This is a genomic window from Shewanella chilikensis (assembly GCF_037953065.1).
Taxonomy (GTDB): Bacteria; Pseudomonadota; Gammaproteobacteria; order Enterobacterales; family Shewanellaceae; genus Shewanella; species Shewanella chilikensis.
The window spans coordinates 1,070,439-1,088,209 of sequence record NZ_CP149966.1; the positions used below are offsets into that span (position 1 = coordinate 1,070,439).

At 53.2% G+C, this 17,771-nt stretch carries 13 protein-coding genes and 2 tRNA genes; 14 read left to right on the top strand and 1 reads right to left on the bottom strand.

Annotated elements, in window-relative coordinates:
- Nucleotides 1-17 precede the first annotated feature (17 nt).
- From carB to secF, 6 genes are all read left to right on the top strand, one after another.
- A complete protein-coding gene (gene carB, locus WKR14_RS05025; protein WP_100144222.1) occupies nt 18-3,239 on the top strand; it encodes a carbamoyl-phosphate synthase large subunit in 3,222 nt (1,073 codons plus the stop codon).
- A 163-nt stretch (nt 3,240-3,402) separates the two neighbouring features.
- The gene (locus tag WKR14_RS05030; RefSeq protein ID WP_339087473.1) at nt 3,403-6,354 is read left to right on the top strand and encodes an alkaline phosphatase family protein; all 2,952 of its coding nucleotides are present in this window, start codon (nt 3,403-3,405) and stop codon (nt 6,352-6,354) included.
- 239 nt (nt 6,355-6,593) lie between these two features.
- Nucleotides 6,594-7,070: a transcription elongation factor GreA gene (gene greA, locus WKR14_RS05035; protein WP_039033631.1), complete on the top strand. Its 477-nt coding sequence runs from the start codon at nt 6,594-6,596 to the stop codon at nt 7,068-7,070.
- Between the two features lie 105 nt (nt 7,071-7,175).
- Nucleotides 7,176-7,742: a hypothetical protein gene (locus tag WKR14_RS05040; RefSeq protein WP_165564587.1), complete on the top strand. Its 567-nt coding sequence runs from the start codon at nt 7,176-7,178 to the stop codon at nt 7,740-7,742.
- 119 nt (nt 7,743-7,861) lie between these two features.
- Entirely contained in the window at nt 7,862-9,697 is a 1,836-nt protein-coding gene (gene secD / locus WKR14_RS05045) for a protein translocase subunit SecD (protein WP_339087474.1), read from the top strand.
- Between the two features lie 4 nt (nt 9,698-9,701).
- The gene (gene secF, locus WKR14_RS05050) at nt 9,702-10,598 is read left to right on the top strand and encodes a protein translocase subunit SecF (protein ID WP_404829478.1); all 897 of its coding nucleotides are present in this window, start codon (nt 9,702-9,704) and stop codon (nt 10,596-10,598) included.
- 114 nt (nt 10,599-10,712) lie between these two features.
- Here secF and yhbY read toward each other — a convergent pair whose 3' ends face one another.
- Nucleotides 10,713-11,012, bottom strand: a complete 300-nt coding sequence (yhbY, locus tag WKR14_RS05055) for a ribosome assembly RNA-binding protein YhbY (RefSeq protein ID WP_025009926.1) — start codon at nt 11,010-11,012, stop codon at nt 10,713-10,715.
- Nucleotides 11,013-11,102: 90 nt separating this feature from the next.
- Here yhbY and rlmE point away from each other — a divergent pair, with 90 nt between their 5' ends.
- The 8 genes from rlmE (at nt 11,103) to WKR14_RS05095 (ending at nt 17,655) form a co-directional block, all read left to right on the top strand.
- Complete coding sequence (rlmE, locus tag WKR14_RS05060) at nt 11,103-11,732, top strand: 23S rRNA (uridine(2552)-2'-O)-methyltransferase RlmE (protein ID WP_025009927.1); 630 nt, start codon at nt 11,103-11,105, stop codon at nt 11,730-11,732.
- Nucleotides 11,733-11,785: 53 nt separating this feature from the next.
- Nucleotides 11,786-13,741 carry an ATP-dependent zinc metalloprotease FtsH gene (ftsH, locus tag WKR14_RS05065; protein WP_165564589.1) on the top strand — a complete coding sequence of 652 codons (1,956 nt, stop codon included), beginning with the start codon at nt 11,786-11,788 and terminating at the stop codon, nt 13,739-13,741.
- Nucleotides 13,742-13,854: 113 nt separating this feature from the next.
- Nucleotides 13,855-14,691 carry a dihydropteroate synthase gene (gene folP / locus WKR14_RS05070; RefSeq protein WP_144133008.1) on the top strand — a complete coding sequence of 279 codons (837 nt, stop codon included), beginning with the start codon at nt 13,855-13,857 and terminating at the stop codon, nt 14,689-14,691.
- A 98-nt stretch (nt 14,692-14,789) separates the two neighbouring features.
- On the top strand, nt 14,790-16,127 hold the full coding sequence (gene glmM, locus WKR14_RS05075) for a phosphoglucosamine mutase (RefSeq protein WP_339087475.1): 1,338 nt from the start codon (nt 14,790-14,792) through the stop codon (nt 16,125-16,127).
- Between the two features lie 182 nt (nt 16,128-16,309).
- Nucleotides 16,310-17,092, top strand: coding sequence for a triose-phosphate isomerase (gene tpiA / locus WKR14_RS05080; protein ID WP_039033635.1), 783 nt, complete (start codon nt 16,310-16,312; stop codon nt 17,090-17,092).
- A 1-nt stretch (nt 17,093) separates the two neighbouring features.
- On the top strand, nt 17,094-17,399 hold the full coding sequence (secG, locus tag WKR14_RS05085; protein ID WP_101053947.1) for a preprotein translocase subunit SecG: 306 nt from the start codon (nt 17,094-17,096) through the stop codon (nt 17,397-17,399).
- 10 nt (nt 17,400-17,409) lie between these two features.
- Nucleotides 17,410-17,496 (top strand) — tRNA-Leu (locus WKR14_RS05090).
- A gap of 82 nt (nt 17,497-17,578) precedes the next feature.
- Nucleotides 17,579-17,655 (top strand) — tRNA-Met (locus tag WKR14_RS05095).
- Nucleotides 17,656-17,771: the final 116 nt, after the last annotated feature.

A 17,771-nucleotide genomic window follows, 5' to 3' on the forward strand; every position in this document is an offset into this window, starting at 1 on the left:
GGAGAAGATAGAAGAAAATGCCAAAACGTACTGATATCCAAAGTATTCTTATCCTGGGTGCCGGCCCAATCGTTATCGGTCAGGCCTGTGAATTTGACTATTCGGGAGCCCAGGCCTGTAAGGCGCTGAGAGAAGAGGGTTACCGGGTTATTCTGGTGAACTCCAACCCTGCAACTATCATGACAGACCCGGAAATGGCCGATGCCACATACATCGAGCCTATCCACTGGGAAGTGGTGCGCAACATTATCGCCAAAGAACGCCCCGATGCGATTCTGCCAACCATGGGCGGCCAGACGGCGCTGAACTGTGCCCTGGAACTGGAAGCCAAAGGCGTATTGAAAGAGTTTGATGTCGAGATGATCGGTGCCACTGCCGATGCCATCGACAAGGCCGAAGACCGTGCCCGTTTCGACAAGGCGATGAAGAGTATCGGCCTCGAGTGTCCTCGTGCCGGTATTGCCCACAGCATGGAAGAAGCGCACAAGGTACTGAATGAAGTGGGCTTCCCCTGCATCATTCGGCCCTCTTTCACCATGGGCGGCAGCGGCGGCGGTATCGCTTACAACGTCGAAGAGTTTGAAGAGATCTGTACCCGGGGTCTGGACTTGTCGCCGACCAATGAGCTGCTGATTGACGAGTCGCTGATTGGCTGGAAAGAGTACGAAATGGAAGTGGTGCGCGATCGCAACGACAACTGCATCATAGTCTGCGCCATCGAAAACTTTGACCCCATGGGCGTACACACAGGTGACTCCATCACAGTTGCACCGGCCCAGACCCTGACCGACAAAGAATATCAACTGATGCGTAACGCCTCCATGGCGGTGCTTCGGGAAATCGGCGTTGAAACCGGTGGCTCCAACGTGCAGTTTGGTATTAACCCCAAAGATGGTCGCATGGTGATCATCGAGATGAACCCAAGGGTATCGCGCTCATCTGCGCTGGCTTCCAAGGCGACCGGTTTCCCGATTGCCAAGGTTGCGGCCAAGCTGGCGGTGGGCTTTACCCTGGATGAGCTGATGAACGACATTACCGGCGGCCTGACCCCGGCTTCGTTCGAGCCTTCTATCGACTATGTGGTTACCAAAATCCCTCGCTTCAACTTCGAGAAGTTTGCCGGCTCCAACGACCGCCTGACCACTCAGATGAAGTCTGTCGGTGAAGTGATGGCCATTGGCCGTACCTTCCAGGAGTCGATGCAAAAAGCTCTGCGCGGTCTGGAAACCGGGATGACAGGTTTCGACCCTATCGTGGATATCAACGAGCCGGAAGCCCTGGCCAAGATACGTTACGAGTTGCAGGATGTCGGCCCTGAGCGTCCTTGGTATATCGCCGATGCTTTCCGCGCCGGTATGTCCATGGAAGGTATTCGCCGCATCACCAACATAGACCCTTGGTTCCTGGTGCAGATTGAAGATCTGGTGCTGCAGGAAGAGAAGGTCAAGGAAAGCGGCTGGAGCGGTCTTACCCAAGAGTTCCTGCGCAAGCTGAAACGTAAAGGTTTCTCCGATGCGCGCCTGGCGTCACTGCTGGGGGTTTCTGAAAGTGAAGTGCGCAAACTGCGTCACAAGTATGAGCTCTTCCCTGTCTACAAGCGGGTAGATACCTGCGCCGCCGAGTTCGCCACGGATACCGCCTACATGTACTCCACCTACGAGGAAGAGTGTGAGGCCAATCCGTCCGATAAAGACAAGATCATGGTGATAGGTGGCGGCCCCAACCGTATCGGTCAGGGTATCGAGTTCGACTACTGCTGTGTGCATGCAGCGCTGGCGATGCGTGAAGACGGATATGAAACCATCATGGTTAACTGTAACCCTGAAACCGTTTCCACCGACTATGACACTTCTGACAGACTCTACTTTGAACCTGTTACCCTGGAAGACGTACTGGAAATTGTGCGGGTTGAGCAGCCCAAAGGGGTTATCGTGCAGTATGGTGGCCAAACACCACTGAAACTGGCCCGAGCCCTGGAAGCCGCAGGTGTACCCATCATAGGAACCAGCCCGGATGCTATCGACCGCGCCGAAGACCGTGAGCGCTTCCAACAAGCGGTTGAGCGTTTGGGGCTGAAACAGCCTGAAAACAGCACTGTGACCAACCTGGAGCAGGCGGTACTGGATGCCGAGCGTATAGGCTACCCTCTGGTGGTTCGTCCCTCCTATGTTCTGGGTGGCCGGGCGATGGAAATTGTCTACGACGAGCAGGATCTGCGCCGTTACTTCAACGAAGCCGTCAGTGTATCCAACGAGTCGCCGGTACTGCTGGATCGCTTCTTGGATGACGCCACCGAAGTAGACGTGGACGCTATCTGCGATGGTAAAGATGTGGTTATCGGCGGCATCATGGAGCATATCGAGCAGGCCGGTGTTCACTCAGGTGACTCAGGTTGTTCATTGCCTCCTTACACTCTCTCCAAGGCGATTCAGGATGAGATGCGCGAGCAGGTACGCAAGCTGGCGCTGGAGCTAGGCGTTGTCGGTCTGATGAACGTGCAGTTTGCGGTCAAGAGTGATGTGATTTACCTGATTGAGGTAAACCCGCGCGCCGCCCGTACAGTGCCTTTCGTTTCCAAGGCCACAGGTGTGCCTCTGGCCAAGATTGCCGCCCGGGTGATGGCCGGTACTTCACTGGCCGAACAGCAACATACTCAGGAAGTGATCCCGCCTTACTACTCAGTGAAGGAAGTGGTTCTGCCGTTCAACAAGTTCCCGGGTGTTGACCCTCTGCTCGGCCCTGAAATGCGTTCTACCGGTGAGGTGATGGGTGTGGGTGATACCTTCGCCGAAGCCTACGCCAAGGCGCAACTGGGCTCAGTGAAAGATGTGCCCAAGTCAGGCCGAGCCCTGTTGTCTGTTCGTCACAGCGACAAGAAGCGGGTTTCGGATCTGGCGGCCAAACTGATTGAACTCGGCTATGAGCTGGATGCCACCCACGGCACGGCTGTGGTGCTGGGTGAAGCGGGTATCAATCCCCGCCTGGTGAACAAGGTGCATGAAGGTCGTCCACACATTCTTGACCGGATCAAGAACGGTGAATACACCTACATAGTGAATACCACAGAGGGTCGTCAGGCCATCGAGGATTCCAGACAGCTGCGCCGCGGCGCGCTGCAGCACAAGGTGAACTACACCACCACCATGAATGCGGCTTTTGCAACCTGTATGGCCCATGATGCCGACGACAGAAGCAATGTTGCCTCGGTGCAGGAACTGCACGCCAGGGTCAACAAGTAAACGCTGTCAGTCAGTAACTGAAAGTGACCAGGCCACCCATTAGGGTGGCCTGTTTTTTTGTAAACCGGATGATTTGGGTCAAATTCCTTGGCTTTGGGATCTTGGCAGCTCTTGCTAAACTCGCCCACTATCAAGGCGTTTCATTTAAGACGCTGCAATCAAGATGTTTCAGGGAAAGGAAGTGATGATACTCGAGTCTGTCTCAAAGGAGCCCAAGGGCCGGGAAAGCGTTGCGGGGCAAGTCACAGGGCTGTTTAACCGGCGGAGCAAATCACGGGCTCTTGCCTTGAGTTTTGGCTTGGCTTTGAGCCTCGGCAGCAACGGCGTGCGGGCCGATATCAACACTGTGCCTTTGGTGGCGCCCTTGTATCACGGCGGCGATCTGCTGCAAAAGCAGCTGTTTAAAGGGTTGGAGCTCAGTGTCACCACAGGGCGCGATCTGGCGATATTTTCCGTTGCCGGTATGAGCCTGGATGCCTACATTTTAACACTGCCGCTTGATGCGCCGACCAAGGCCAGGGTTATAGCCCGGCTGTCGGATCCTTTCTACAGCATCCCCCTTGGGCATTTTCTCTACCTTTTTTACGACAGATACAGCCGCGCCGAGAACCGGGATCAGTTCCGGGATTATCTGCTGAGCCAATACAGCGAGGAGCAAATCGCACCCTGGCAGCATTCGCTGTTCAGCCTGGAGGAGCAGGTCAAAGACAATACCGAACCGACCGCCGAAGCCAATGACAGACGCGAAGGCATGACGCTCAATCGCCAGTTGGTTGCCATGTTGGTGACTGTCTATGATCGCCTATTCAACAATGATGACTGGGCCCTTGGCAAGAAACTGCCGGAACATTACCGCTATCTTGGCAACACCCCTGAAGATCTGGCGCTGATTGCCGACATTCAGCCGCTGATCATAAATGAGATTGGCAAGTATGTCGGCAGTCTGCCCGAGGGGGATATGCGCAGCGCCCTCGAGCTGATTATTGAAGATGGCAAGGCGGAAAATGCCGCCAAGGTAAACAACAAGGCGCAGGCGATAACAGTTACTCTTATCGACTTTGTCCGTCTTAATGTGCTCAAGGCCTATCGCCAATATGCATTACCGGCGCAGCGGGCCAAGGCCTTTTCTGCCTGGATGCAGGCCAGTCTCAAGGAAGATCCCAAGGGGCTGAGTGACTTTTTGGCAAGTTGGAGTCAACGCCCAAGAGCGGTGCAGATAACAGTAGATGGCTTGAGCCAGGGACTGATGCAGGCGTTGGTTGCACCCAATTCCGGCCCTTATCTCAAAGAAGTACTAGCCAGGGATGCGGCTTTGTCGCAACTTACGCCCGCGTCAGCCATGGGGCGGCCGCAGCACACTCCCAAACAGGACTTTTTGCGTCAGCTGGTGAAAAATGGCGTCACCGATCAGTACTATCTGCCGTTTTTTAAGTCACTCTATCGCCGGAGTGAAAATGGCATAGCCACAGGAGGTATCTCTTCCACGCCTACCATCAGTGTGCGCAATCTGCCGATTATCAAGACAGGCGCCGCAGTGTCCGGTAAGGGGGGCACAGGGATCCCCAATTTTCACTTTGTCGATCGCACCCGTGATCGGGCCTATTACTTCTTCGGCAATGATGCCCTGCAGCTCGAAAATCTGGTGGAAAGCCGTGGCATGCGCACCATGTTCGACCGCCTGAACTATCTCAAGACCTTAAACTGTAACGCCCAATATGACTGGAACGCCCAGACCAGTTTCGATGCCCTGGTCAATTTGGGGCTGGGGGAAGTGATCCGTGATTTTGGCGAGCAGCGCTGTCTCAATGAGTTGTCGCTGCGTGCCGAAGCCGAGAAGGGCTTGCAACATAGCGTGGCGGCGGTTCGCGAGCAACTCGAGGCCTACGACAGGATGGGCGCCTGGCGGTTGTTTTCCCGCATGAGCTTACGGGCCAAGCTCAATGAACAGCTCAATGAGCTGGCCTTGCTGAGTGAGCAGGCAATGCCGGACTATCTGCTTATTTATAACCCCTGGCCGGATCACTTCGCTCATTTCAAGGGGCCGTTCAGCGACGAAATCATAGCGCCGACCGGTGAGCTTAACCGCCTCGATTACTGGCTCGGCCGTCTGGACAAGGTGTATCGGGACGCGGGTATCTATCCGCAGACGCTGTGGGGCATGGCCGGCGATCATGGTTTGGCACCTGTGTATCACACCCTTAACCCTGAACTGGTGTTGCAAGATGCGCTCAAGCAGCGCGGGGTCGAGCTCAAGATAAGCAAAATCTCCTCTGATGAAGGAGAAGGCCCCAAGATAACCAACAACCTCAATCCGCCTTCACTGCATGGGGTAGATTTGGTGATAGCCTCCACTGCCGGTGGCAACTATATGCTGGACTTCTTTAACTCGGACCGAGGTTGGCAGGTGCAACCCCTGTATCAAGAGTTGACCCGTTTTAAGGTTAAAGGAGGCAAGGCGCTGGATATGGTCAGCCTGCTTGCTGATGAGTTGCAGGAATCGCTGGATTATCTGGTGGTGCGCCAAAGCGATTGTACGCTTGATAGCTGCTCTGTGCGTTTGGTGGGATACAGAAACGGGCAGCGCCGCGATGAAATGATTAATCGTGAATCGGGCGTTATCCGTTATCAGGCGCTGGATGCTAAAGGCGCGCCAGAGTTGCTGGCACTGGCTCAGAGCAACCCTTATTTGGCGCCGCTGTCTGATGTTCAGCTGTCTGCCAAGCAACAACTGCTCGAACTGTGCCTGGGGAGTGCCAAGGGCTGCAGCGCCGAGCAGTGGCGCAGCCTGGCGGCCATGAGTCCCAGACCCGATGCCGTGGTGCAGCTGGCACATCTCTATGATGAAGACAGGGCCGGCACCATCAATCTCTTCCCCAAAGAGGGTTTTGGTTACAACACCTTAGTGCCGGGGCGTCATGCGGGGGAACATTATCTGGAAAAAGATGCTTTCATAGGTTTCTGGGGCGAGCCTAGCAAACCCGGCCAGAGATTGGGGCCGCTGGATAACGGCTCACTGGCGCCGACTTTGTATCAGTACCTTACCGGTGAGCAGGTCGAGGTAGGAGACAATGGTTGGGGCTATCCCTCTGTGCTTTCGAGTCTTAACTTGAGATGAATTTATTATCGTCGGTGCCACAGAAACAGAGATTTTTATCGCCATCACTGGCAAGCCTGCCATGGCTTAGGTAAGCTTGTAGCCAAGATGAATTGAGTTTTGGCCGGTGTGTTCCCCGGTATTCCGCTATGCATCCCTGGCGCCGCAGACAAAATGGCGCCCATTCACCCGAAAAATGAGTCTCTGTTGGCCTTAGGCCGACGGAGGCTGCTTTTGTTTGACAGGAGACGAAAGAGATTATGAACAAGGTTCCCATGACCCTGGTTGGGGCAGAACAGTTGCGCAAAGAACTGGATATACTCAAGTTTGATCGCCGTCCCAAGATCACCGAGGCGATTGCCGCGGCGCGTGAACTGGGGGATTTGAAAGAAAACGCCGAATACCATGCCGCCCGTGAAGAGCAGGGCATTTGTGAAGCCCGTATCCGCGATATCGAAGGTAAGCTGTCCAACGCCCAGATCATTGATGTGACCAAGATGCCCAACAATGGCCGGATCATCTTTGGTTCTACCGTGACCATACTGAACCTGGACACAGATGCCGAAGTGACTTACCGCATTGTCGGTGACGATGAGGCCAATATCAAAGAGAACCTGATCTCGGTGAACTCACCCATTGCCCGTGGCCTAATTGGCAAAAATCTGGGGGATGAAGTCAATATTCAAACTCCCGGCGGCCTGGCAGAGTATGAAGTAGTCGCCGTCGAATATATCTGATTGCGTTATCAAGCCGCTTCCGGGCGGCTTTTTTGTGCAAGATGGACAAAGTTTAATTTGCCCGTCAGGGCTTGAAAGATTAGCATCCGCCCAAATAACCCTTTTATGGATAACACCTTGCTGAAAATCATGCGCCTCTTTACCCTGCTGATCGCCATAGGTCTGCTGGGCAATGTGTATTCCGGGATTGCCTCTGATGCAACTTGGAAGGCGTTTGAACAGGCTTTACCCGAGCTCAGTCAGCAAGATGCTGACAAAGAGCCGTTGTCCATAGCTTCATCTACCTCAGTTGGCCAGGAGCCCCAATCCCAGGAGTCCCTGCAGCATAAGCTTGGCAAGCATGATGCTGCCGACAGAGAAAAGGTGGAAGGCAAGGTTTCCTTATCTCACTTATCCAAGTTGCTGCGCTCCGAGCAGGGCGACCAACTCTATTCGGCGCCCGGAGCCAGCCAGCGCTGCCTCAGCACTGCCGCTCCGCATGATGTGGCCGAGCCACCCTATGAATTGGCGTTTGAAATCGCTATGCCACCGGCGCCTTTGCTCAGCATAGGTTTTGCCGAGCAATTGCCTATTGAGCAATATTGGACCTTAAAGCACCCAGGAGCCGGTTTGCGCCTTGGAGGCTGGAAAGACGCCAACCTCCGCTATCGCTTCAGTCAGCAAGCCGCCTGACGCTCTCTACCGGGCTTTTCTGTCCGGGTTTCACTTCATCTGTTGTCAGTCACTCCTTCATTGGATGGCTGCGACTGTGATATGTGGCTTAAGCCACGAGTCGAAAAGAGAGCGTAAATATGATAACTGACTCATTATTAAAGAGTAATGCCCGCGGGCGCCAGCCTAAAAAACTGCTGAATCACTACAGCGCCTGGAAATATCTGGTACTGGTAGTCACCCTGGTGGTGATGGCGCTGAGTGCCTTGCCGACTTGGTATGGTGAAGATGCCGCGGTGCAAATATCCACCAAGGCCGGAATCGCCTTATCTCCGACCCAGATAGTTTCTGAACTGGCCAAGGCCGATATTCTCGTCAAGCGCCTGGACAGCAAAGATCAGCAAACCCTGGTTATTCTCAATGACGAAGGCCAACAGACGCTGGCCAAGTCATTGCTGGCCACTCATGCCCAAGATCCCGCTGAACTCACTCTGGCCTTGAGTCCGGCGGCGCCCGAGTGGTTGCTCGGCATGGGGTTTGAACCCATTAAACTGGGGCTGGATCTTCGTGGCGGGGTGCAATTCTTGTTGGATGTGGATATCACCCCTGTGTATCAAACCCAGGGAAGTTCACTGGCCGACGCGCTGCGTGCCTTTGCCAGAGAAAAGGGGATCCGTGGCTTAAGTGTGCGTCAGGGCGCTGAAGAGCAACTGACAGTGGTTATGCCAGAGGCGGCTCGCGCCGAGGTGCGGCAATTTATGGCCAAGCAATACCCACTCTGGCAGGTGAGCAGCAATAACAGTCAGCTCAAGTTGGCGCTGACTGAAGCCGAGAAAATCAACCTGCGTAACCTGACGGTGCAGCAAAACCTGCAGATCATGCGTACCCGTATCGAAGAGTTGGGGATCACCGAAGCGCTGGTGCAGCGTCAGGGCGAGAACCGCATCCGTATCGAGCTTCCCGGTGTTCAAGACCCGGCGGCCGCCAAGAGCGTGATAGGGGCGACCGCGACTCTGGCCTTCTATGAGGTCAAGGACAGTGCCACCGGCGCCATCTTGATTAAAGACAAGTCCGGTAATCCTGTGCCCGTGGCGCGCAAACCTGTGCTGACCGGTGAGCATATTGTCGATGCCCGTGCCGGCATAGGTGAAATGGGCACTGCCGAGGTCAATATTACCCTGGACAGCGAAGGCGGTCGCCGTATGACCGACTTCTCCCGAGGCCATATCGGCAAACCTATGGCCACGGCATATAGTGAGTACAGCCGCGATGCCAACGGTAAGGCGGTGCAAAGCAATGAAATTATAAGTGTCGCCACCATTCAGTCTGTGCTGCCGGAGCGTTTTCGGATAACCGGCGCCGGTAGTTATCAGGATGCGCAGCAACTGGCTCTTTTGCTGCGGGCCGGTTCTATGACTGCGCCTGTCACCATAGTTGAAGAGCGCACCATAGGCCCGACGCTGGGTGCAGAAAATATTCACAACGGCTTTGCCGCCCTGGCGCTCGGTCTGGGGATCACCCTGGTGTTTATGGCGCTTTGGTATCGCAGGCTAGGCTGGGTCGCCAACCTGGCATTGCTGGCTAACATGGTGTTGCTGTTTGGCTTGCTGGCTTTGATCCCCGGCGCGGTATTGACTCTCCCCGGGATTGCCGGTTTGGTGCTGACAGTGGGTATGGCGGTGGATACCAATGTGCTGATTTTCGAGCGGATCCGCGACAAGCTTCGTGAAGGGCGAGCATTGGCGCACGCCATTGACAAGGGCTTTGACAGCGCCTTCTCCACCATTTTCGATGCCAACTTCACCACTATGATCACAGCCGTAGTGCTCTACGCCATAGGTAATGGCCCTATTCAGGGGTTTGCGCTGACGCTGGGGCTGGGGTTATTGACCAGTATGTTTAGCGGGATTTTTGCCTCAAGGGCGATTATCAATCTGGTTTATGGCAAGAACTTCAGCCGCGATGTGAGGGTTTAATATTATGATTAATATGAAAAATGCAACCAAGTGGCGTTATTTCAGCAGCGCGGTTTCTGTAATTTTGATGATAGTGTCCATCAGTGTGATTGCCGTCAAGGGGCTCAACTGGGGGCTGGATTTTACCGGCGGCGTGGTCAGTGAAATCCGTATCGACAGCTCAATCAGCGCCAAGACGTTGCAACCTGTGTTGCAGCAGGCCTATGGCCAGGAAGTCAGCCTGATTGCAGCCGGTGAGCCTGGACGCTGGGTGCTGCGTTATGCCGCGCCAAGTGCCGGGCAAACCATGCCCGAACTACCGGAGGTACTGGCGGGTATGAACACTCAGGTGGAAGTGCTCAATACCAGCATAGTCGGGCCTCAGGTCGGCCAGGAGTTGGCTGAGCAGGGCGGTTTGGCTTTGCTGGTGGCTATGCTGTGTATTCTGGGGTATCTCTCTTATCGCTTTGAGTGGCGCCTGGCATCCGGCGCGGTATTTGCTCTGGTGCATGATGTTATCTTTGTGCTGGCTTTTTTCGCCGCCACTCAGATGGAGTTCAACTTGACTGTGCTGGCGGCTGTGTTGGCCATTTTGGGATATTCGCTCAACGATTCCATCATTATTGCCGACAGGATCCGCGAATTGCTGGCGGCCAAACCCAAGTTGGCGGTAAAAGACATCAATAACCAGGCGATTGCGGCCACTTTTGCCCGAACCATGGTGACATCCGGTACTACACTAATGACCATTTCAGCACTGTGGATCATGGGTGGAGGCCCCTTGGAAGGATTTTCCATCGCCATGTTTATCGGGGTGTTGACCGGTACCTTCTCATCGATATCCGTTGGTACTTCATTGCCGGAATGGCTGGGGCTGTCCAGTGAGCATTATCGGGTGACGCCTGTGACCCAAACACCTTGATTGAACTCGTCAATTAATACTGATTTAATCCGCCGGCGCCACAATGTGCGCGCCGATGGGATTATGGCAACAAAAAAGCCACCGGTTAAGGTGGCTTTTTTGTGGGGAAAGGGCTTATCTGGCCTTGGGCAGAGCGATTTTCATCTCTTCGGATTGACGGAAGAGCACCAAAACATGGCCGATTAGCTGCACCTTGGTTGCCTGGGTTTCACGGACAATGGCATCAACGATAGCGGCTTTCAGTTCTCTGTCTTCAGAGGCGACTTTAACTTTAATCAGCTCATGGTGAGAGAGCGCATTATCAATTTCAGCCAGTACCCCTTCAGTCAGGCCATTGGCACCAAGCAGCACTACCGGCTTGAGGCTGTGTGCCAGGCCCTTTAGATGCTGTTTCTGTTTGGTTGTTAAGTTCATTTCTACCAACTTTTGCTGAGTTACTGTTGAAAAGCCGCTATTCTACCCTCATATAGCCCTTGTGTAACTCTCATTTGTTGCGGATTTTGAATGTCAGGTAAGAAACGTACGGCCAGTTCCACCCGTTGGATGCAGGAACACTTTGATGATCACTATGTCAAATTGGCACAAAAACGGGGGCTGCGTTCGCGGGCCGCGTTCAAGTTAGAGGAGCTGCAACAAAAAGATCAGCTGATTAAACCCGGGATGACAGTGGTCGACCTGGGGGCGGCTCCCGGAGGTTGGTCTCAGGTGGCGGCCAAGTTGGTCGGTGAAAAAGGTAAAGTGGTTGCCTGTGATATTTTACCGATGGACCCAATCGTTGGCGTCGATTTCCTTCAGGGAGACTTCCGTGAGGAAAAAGTCCTTGAGGCCTTGCTGACCCGGGTAGGGGAAGATAAGGTTGACTTGGTGCTCTCGGATATGGCGCCCAATATGAGTGGTTCAGATGGTGTGGATCAGCCCAGAGCCATGTATTTAGTGGAGTTGGCGCTGGATATGTGTCATCAGGTGTTGGCAGCCAATGGTAGTTTTGCTGTTAAAGTCTTTCAGGGGGAGGGCTTTGACGAGTATATGAAAGCAGTCAGACAAGCGTTCAAGACTGTAAAAACCCGTAAGCCGGATTCCTCCAGGCCACGTTCTCGCGAGGTCTATCTGGTAGCGACAGGGTACAAGTTGTAGTACCCTGATTGAAGTAAATCTCAAGACTTTGTGAGGTTCAGTAATTGAGTGACATGGCAAAAAATTTGATTCTCTGGGTGGTCATCGCCGTGGTGCTGATGTCCGTGTTCCAGGGTTACTCCCCCTCTTCTTCGTCAGCGCAGAAGATGGATTATTCGACTTTCCTGGACGATGTTCGTAGCGGCCAAGTCAGTAACGTGGAAGTGAAAAGCGACCAACGTACGATTGAAGGCGTCAAAAAGTCCGGTGAAAAGTTCACCACCATTATGCCCTTGTATGACCAGGATCTGATCAATGACCTGGATCGTAAAGGCATCCGCATGAAAGGGCAGGAAGCCGAAGAGTCAGGTTTCCTGACACAGATCTTTATCTCCTGGTTCCCCATGTTGCTGCTTATCGGGGTGTGGATCTTCTTTATGCGACAGATGCAGGGCGGTGGCGGTAAAGGCGCCATGTCCTTTGGCAAGAGTAAAGCCAAGCTGATGAGCGAAGATCAGATTAAGACCACCTTTGCCGATGTGGCCGGTTGTGACGAGGCCAAGGAAGAGGTGAAGGAGATGGTGGATTATCTGCGTGATCCCAGCAAGTTCCAGAAACTCGGTGGCCGTATTCCTACCGGTGTATTGATGGTTGGTCCTCCAGGTACAGGTAAAACCTTGCTTGCCAAGGCGATTGCTGGTGAAGCCAAGGTACCTTTCTTTACCATTTCAGGTTCTGATTTTGTGGAAATGTTTGTCGGTGTCGGTGCCTCTCGGGTACGTGACATGTTCGAGCAGGCCAAAAAGTCCGCGCCATGTATCATCTTTATCGATGAAATCGACGCCGTGGGTCGTCAGCGTGGTGCCGGACTCGGTGGTGGTCACGACGAGCGTGAGCAAACATTGAACCAGATGCTGGTGGAAATGGATGGCTTTGAAGGTAATGAAGGTATTATTGTTATTGCCGCAACCAACCGTCCAGACGTATTGGATGCCGCGCTGCTGCGTCCAGGCCGTTTCGACCGCCAGGTTGTTGTAGGGTTGCCGGATGTTCGCGGTCGTGAGCAAATTCTTAAAGTGCACATGCGTAAAGTGCCTTTGGGTGACGATGTCAAAGCCAGCGTTATTGCCCGTGGTACGCCTGGGTTCTCAGGTGCGGATCTTGCCAACCTAGTTAACGAGGCGGCACTGTTTGCTGCTCGCGGTAATCGCCGTGTGGTGACCATGGAAGAGTTTGAGAGTGCCAAAGACAAGATCATGATGGGCGCCGAGCGCCGCTCCATGGTGATGTCTGAGTCCGAGAAAGAGATGACGGCTTACCACGAAGCCGGCCACGCGATTGTGGGCTATCTGGTGCCTGAGCACGACCCTGTGCATAAGGTAACCATTATCCCTCGAGGCCGTGCCTTGGGTGTGACCTTCTTCCTGCCGGAAGCCGATGCCATCAGTGAGAGCCGCCAGAAGCTGGAGAGTAAGATCTCTGTGGCCTACGGTGGTCGACTGGCAGAAGAGATTATCTTTGGCACTGAAAAAGTCTCTACCGGCGCATCTCAGGATATTAAATATGCTACGGCCATTGCCCGTAACATGGTGACCCAATGGGGCTTCTCCGAGCGACTCGGTCCGCTGCTGTACGCAGAGGAAGAGGGTGAGGTATTCCTGGGCCGCTCCATGGCCAAGTCCAAGCATATGTCTGATGAGACTGCGGCCATCATAGATTCTGAAATCAAGGCTATCATCGACCGCAACTACCAGCGAGCCAAACAACTGCTGGATGAGAATATGGATGTACTGCACGCGATGAAAGATGCGCTGATGAAGTATGAGACCATAGACTCGCGCCAGATTGAAGACCTGATGGAGCGCCGTGAAGTACGCCCTCCGGTCGATTGGCATATGGATGACAACGGTTCTTCCAACGGTAATAATGGCAATAAAGCCGCCAAGCCGGAAGAAGCCGAGGTTGAAGAGCATGAGCCGAGTGAGACGACTGCTGATTTGGGTAAGCCCGGCGAGAGCCCACTGAAATAGGCCCATTTTGAGGTTAAAGAAAACCCCGCAAGGGGTTTTCTTGTTTCTGCCTGAAGGCACAATACTAAATCCAATAAAGATGTTCTCGCGCTTGACGCGTAAGGGAGTAATGAGTGTTTGAATTGAAGTCCGGTGCTCACCAACTACTACTCGATGAGCCTAAGGTGATGGGGATCCTCAACGTAACCCCGGATTCGTTTTCCGATGGCGGCCGTTTTTCTTCCTTTGAACTGGCCTGCCGACGTGCCGACCAAATGGTGGCCGATGGCGCCGTGTTTATCGATATCGGCGGCGAGTCCACCCGTCCAGGTGCTGCCGATGTCAGCGTCGAAGAGGAGCTTTCCCGGGTTGTTCCCCTGGTGGAGTATATTGCTGCCAAGCATCCCAAAACCTGGATCTCTTTAGATACCAGCAAAGCCGAAGTGATGCGCGCCGGTATCAATGCCGGCGCTCACCTTATCAATGATGTGCGGGCCTTGCAGGAGCCGGGCGCCCTCCAAGCCGCTGCTGAGCTGCAGGTGCCTGTGTGCCTGATGCATATGCAAGGGCAGCCCAGAACCATGCAGAATGAGCCTCACTATGAGGATCTGCTCGCCGAGGTGAATGACTTCTTTGCCAAGCGTATCGAGGCCTGTATTGAAGCGGGGATCGCCAGAGAGGCAATATTGCTGGATCCGGGTTTTGGATTTGGCAAGACGCTGGAACACAATTATCATCTGCTGGCTCATTTGCAAGAGCTGGCAAAATTTGATCTGCCTTTACTTATCGGACTGTCGCGAAAGAGTATGATAGGAAATCTGCTTGAGCGCAGCGTAGATAATAGATTGGCAGGCAGCCTGGCTGGCGCCATGCTGGCTGCTCAGCGGGGAGCTCATATTATTCGGGTACATGATGTCGCAGAGACTTGCGATGTACTCAAGGTGATGGCTGCCAGCAAACGCTTTGGATAGGAAATGTATTTGGGATAAAAGCATTTCAAGCCAATAGGTCAGCCAACATTAGGTTTACAGTATATAGAATAGCCATTTGAAGATGGTTCTCAGTAGGAGTGAACGTGAGAAAGTTTTTTGGTACGGATGGGATCCGCGGCAAAGTCGGAGCGGGCAAGATGACCCCGGAGTTGGCTCTTAAGCTTGGCTGGGCTGCCGGTAGAGTCTTGTCCCGCAGTGGCACTCGTAAAGTGATCATAGGCAAGGATACCCGGATCTCTGGTTATCTGTTTGAGTCGGCGTTGGAAGCCGGCCTGTCTGCCGCCGGGCTCAATGTGATGTTGATGGGCCCTATGCCTACGCCTGCAGTCGCCTACCTGACCCGAACTTTCCGCGCCGAGGCCGGAGTGGTTATCAGTGCATCTCACAATCCTTACTATGATAACGGTATCAAGTTTTTCTCCACAGATGGCAGCAAGCTGGATGACGAGTTGGAACTTGAAATTGAAGCCGAGCTGGAAAAGCCTCTGGTTTGTGTCGAGTCACACCTGCTGGGGAAAGTCTCCCGCATCGATGATGCCGCCGGTCGTTATATCGAATATTGCAAAGGTAACTTCCCGGCGGACCAAACCCTCGCCGGACTCAAGATAGTGGTAGACTGTGCTCACGGCGCTACCTATCACATTGCCCCCAATGTGTTCCGCGAACTGGGCGCCGAGGTAGTGACCATAGGGGATAAGCCCAATGGCATCAACATCAATGATCAGGTTGGCGCGACCGCCATGGCCAAGATTTGTGAGACCGTGGTCAGCGAAGGCGCCGATCTGGGTATCGCGCTCGATGGCGACGGTGACCGTATCATGATGGTCAATCGACAGGGTGAAGTGATAGACGGCGATCAGATCCTCTATATTCTTGCCTGCGACGCGCAAAAGCGCGGCATTCTTAAAGGCGGGGTTGTCGGTACCCTGATGTCCAATCTTGGACTCGAATTGGCACTCAAACAGCTCAATATCCCCTTTGCCCGTTCCAAAGTCGGCGACCGCTATGTAATGGAACTGCTGAAAGAGAAAGATTGGCGTATAGGGGGGGAGAACTCAGGCCATATCCTCAATCTGGATCATGGTACTACGGGTGATGGTATAGTGGCAGGTATTCTGGTGCTGGCGGCCATGCGTCGTCACAATGCGTCACTGGAAGAGCTGACTGAGTCGATGCAGATGTTGCCCCAGGTCCTTATTAATGTTCGCTTTGAAGGCAACTCAGATCCGCTGGCATCACAACTGGTACAAGATGCCCAGACTCAGGTTGAGTCGCAACTTGGCGAGCGTGGCCGGGTACTGCTGCGTAAATCCGGAACTGAGCCTTTGATTCGGGTAATGGTGGAAGGGGATGATGAAGCCTTGGTGCGCGCCCATGCCGAAACCATAGCCGCTGCAGTCAAACAAGCGGTTTAAACTGGCATTCTTTAGCTTAATTAAAGTAAAATTAATAACTTAAGCTGGAATTGTGAGCGATTTACTGAGTGTGAGCATAAAAAGTAGCCGAACACACAGTAAATCGCAAAAATTCCGTAATCAGGTATTGTAAGTTAATAAGTGGTTCGCTATTATTCACGCCGCTTTCAGAGGAGATGGTGATGGCACTCAGACGTCCAATGGTAGCAGGCAACTGGAAAATGAATGGCAGTGCACAGTTGGCACAAGAGCTGTTCAAGAAGTTTGCCAGCAAGCTACATAATGATTCTGTTGAAGTGGTTTTATGCCCACCAGCGATTTACCTGGAAAGCGTAAGGCAACTGCTCGAAGCTAACAAAGAAACCCTGAATGGTTCTCTGGTTAGAATGGGGGCTCAAAACCTGAGTCAGCACGATTTTGGTGCTTATACAGGTGAAACCTCGGGGCGGATGCTGAAAGATGCCGGTTGTCGTTATGTGATAATTGGTCACTCGGAACGCCGTCGTATGTACGGTGAAACGAGTAATATAGTGGCAGAGAAATTTGCCGCGGCTCAAAAGCACGGTCTGACTCCGATACTTTGTGTTGGTGAATCTGGCCCGGCTCGTGAAGCAAGACGTACCTTTGAGGTGCTTGCCGAGGAGCTGGATGTGGTAATCGAAAAGAACGGTACCATGGCTTTTGATAATGCGATCATCGCCTATGAGCCCCTTTGGGCTGTAGGGACAGGAAAGAGCGCAACACCAGAGCAGGCGCAAGAAGTTCACGCGTTTATACGCAATCGCCTCTCTGAAGTGTCCCCTTATATTGGGGAAAACATCAGGATCTTGTACGGCGGCAGTGTCACACCGAGTAATGCTGCAGATTTATTCGCCCAACCTGATGTAGATGGTGGACTGATAGGCGGTGCTAGCTTAAACTCTACCGAATTCTTGAGTTTATGTTCAATAGCAATGAGCGCTTAATATGAAAGAAGTACTGATGGTTATTTACTTGTTGGTGGCTTTGGGTCTGATTGGACTCATTCTTATCCAGCAAGGCAAGGGAGCTGACATGGGCGCATCTTTTGGTGCCGGTGCTTCAGGAACCCTGTTCGGTTCAGCAGGTTCAGGTAACTTTCTGACTCGGACAACGGCGATTCTCGCTATCGCGTTTTTCACTCTCAGCCTGGTTATCGGCAATATGAGTGCGCATCACGTGAAGCAGGATACCAACATTTTGGGGCCTGAGGTAGAACAGACCCAACAGTCTGAGAGCAAAATTCCAGACTAATACCGAATATGCCGAGGTGGTGAAATTGGTAGACGCGCAGCCTTGAGGTGGCTGTGACCTAACGGTCGTGCGGGTTCAAGTCCCGCTCTCGGCACCAATCTTTAACTGAGTTAATGAATGTGAAATTTTTCTCAGTTATTGCAAGTGAAAGCTGAAATCAGTAAACTTGCAGCAGTTGACGCGGGGTGGAGCAGCTTGGTAGCTCGTCGGGCTCATAACCCGAAGGTCGTCGGTTCAAATCCGGCCCCCGCAACCAGCTCCCAGTGATGAATTAAGCTAATATGTAATTCATCCTGTTTACAGGTTCTTGAACATAATGACCTCGTGATTACGGGGTTTTTTGTTATCTGGGACTTTTAAATTTGCTGCCTT

What these genes read in the sequence shown, in the direction of transcription:
- greA (WP_039033631.1), top strand. Translation starts at nt 6,594, where the DNA reads ATGAACAAGGTTCCCATGACCCTGGTTGGGGCAGAACAGTTGCGCAAA.
- tpiA (WP_039033635.1), top strand. Translation starts at nt 16,310, where the DNA reads ATGGCACTCAGACGTCCAATGGTAGCAGGCAACTGGAAAATGAATGGC.
- yhbY (WP_025009926.1), bottom strand. Translation starts at nt 11,012, where the DNA reads ATGAACTTAACAACCAAACAGAAACAGCATCTAAAGGGCCTGGCACAC.
- secG (WP_101053947.1), top strand. Translation starts at nt 17,094, where the DNA reads ATGAAAGAAGTACTGATGGTTATTTACTTGTTGGTGGCTTTGGGTCTG.
- WKR14_RS05040 (WP_165564587.1), top strand. Translation starts at nt 7,176, where the DNA reads ATGGATAACACCTTGCTGAAAATCATGCGCCTCTTTACCCTGCTGATC.
- secD (WP_339087474.1), top strand. Translation starts at nt 7,862, where the DNA reads ATGATAACTGACTCATTATTAAAGAGTAATGCCCGCGGGCGCCAGCCT.
- secF (WP_404829478.1), top strand. Translation starts at nt 9,702, where the DNA reads ATGATTAATATGAAAAATGCAACCAAGTGGCGTTATTTCAGCAGCGCG.
- carB (WP_100144222.1), top strand. Translation starts at nt 18, where the DNA reads ATGCCAAAACGTACTGATATCCAAAGTATTCTTATCCTGGGTGCCGGC.
- rlmE (WP_025009927.1), top strand. Translation starts at nt 11,103, where the DNA reads ATGTCAGGTAAGAAACGTACGGCCAGTTCCACCCGTTGGATGCAGGAA.
- WKR14_RS05030 (WP_339087473.1), top strand. Translation starts at nt 3,403, where the DNA reads ATGTTTCAGGGAAAGGAAGTGATGATACTCGAGTCTGTCTCAAAGGAG.
- ftsH (WP_165564589.1), top strand. Translation starts at nt 11,786, where the DNA reads ATGGCAAAAAATTTGATTCTCTGGGTGGTCATCGCCGTGGTGCTGATG.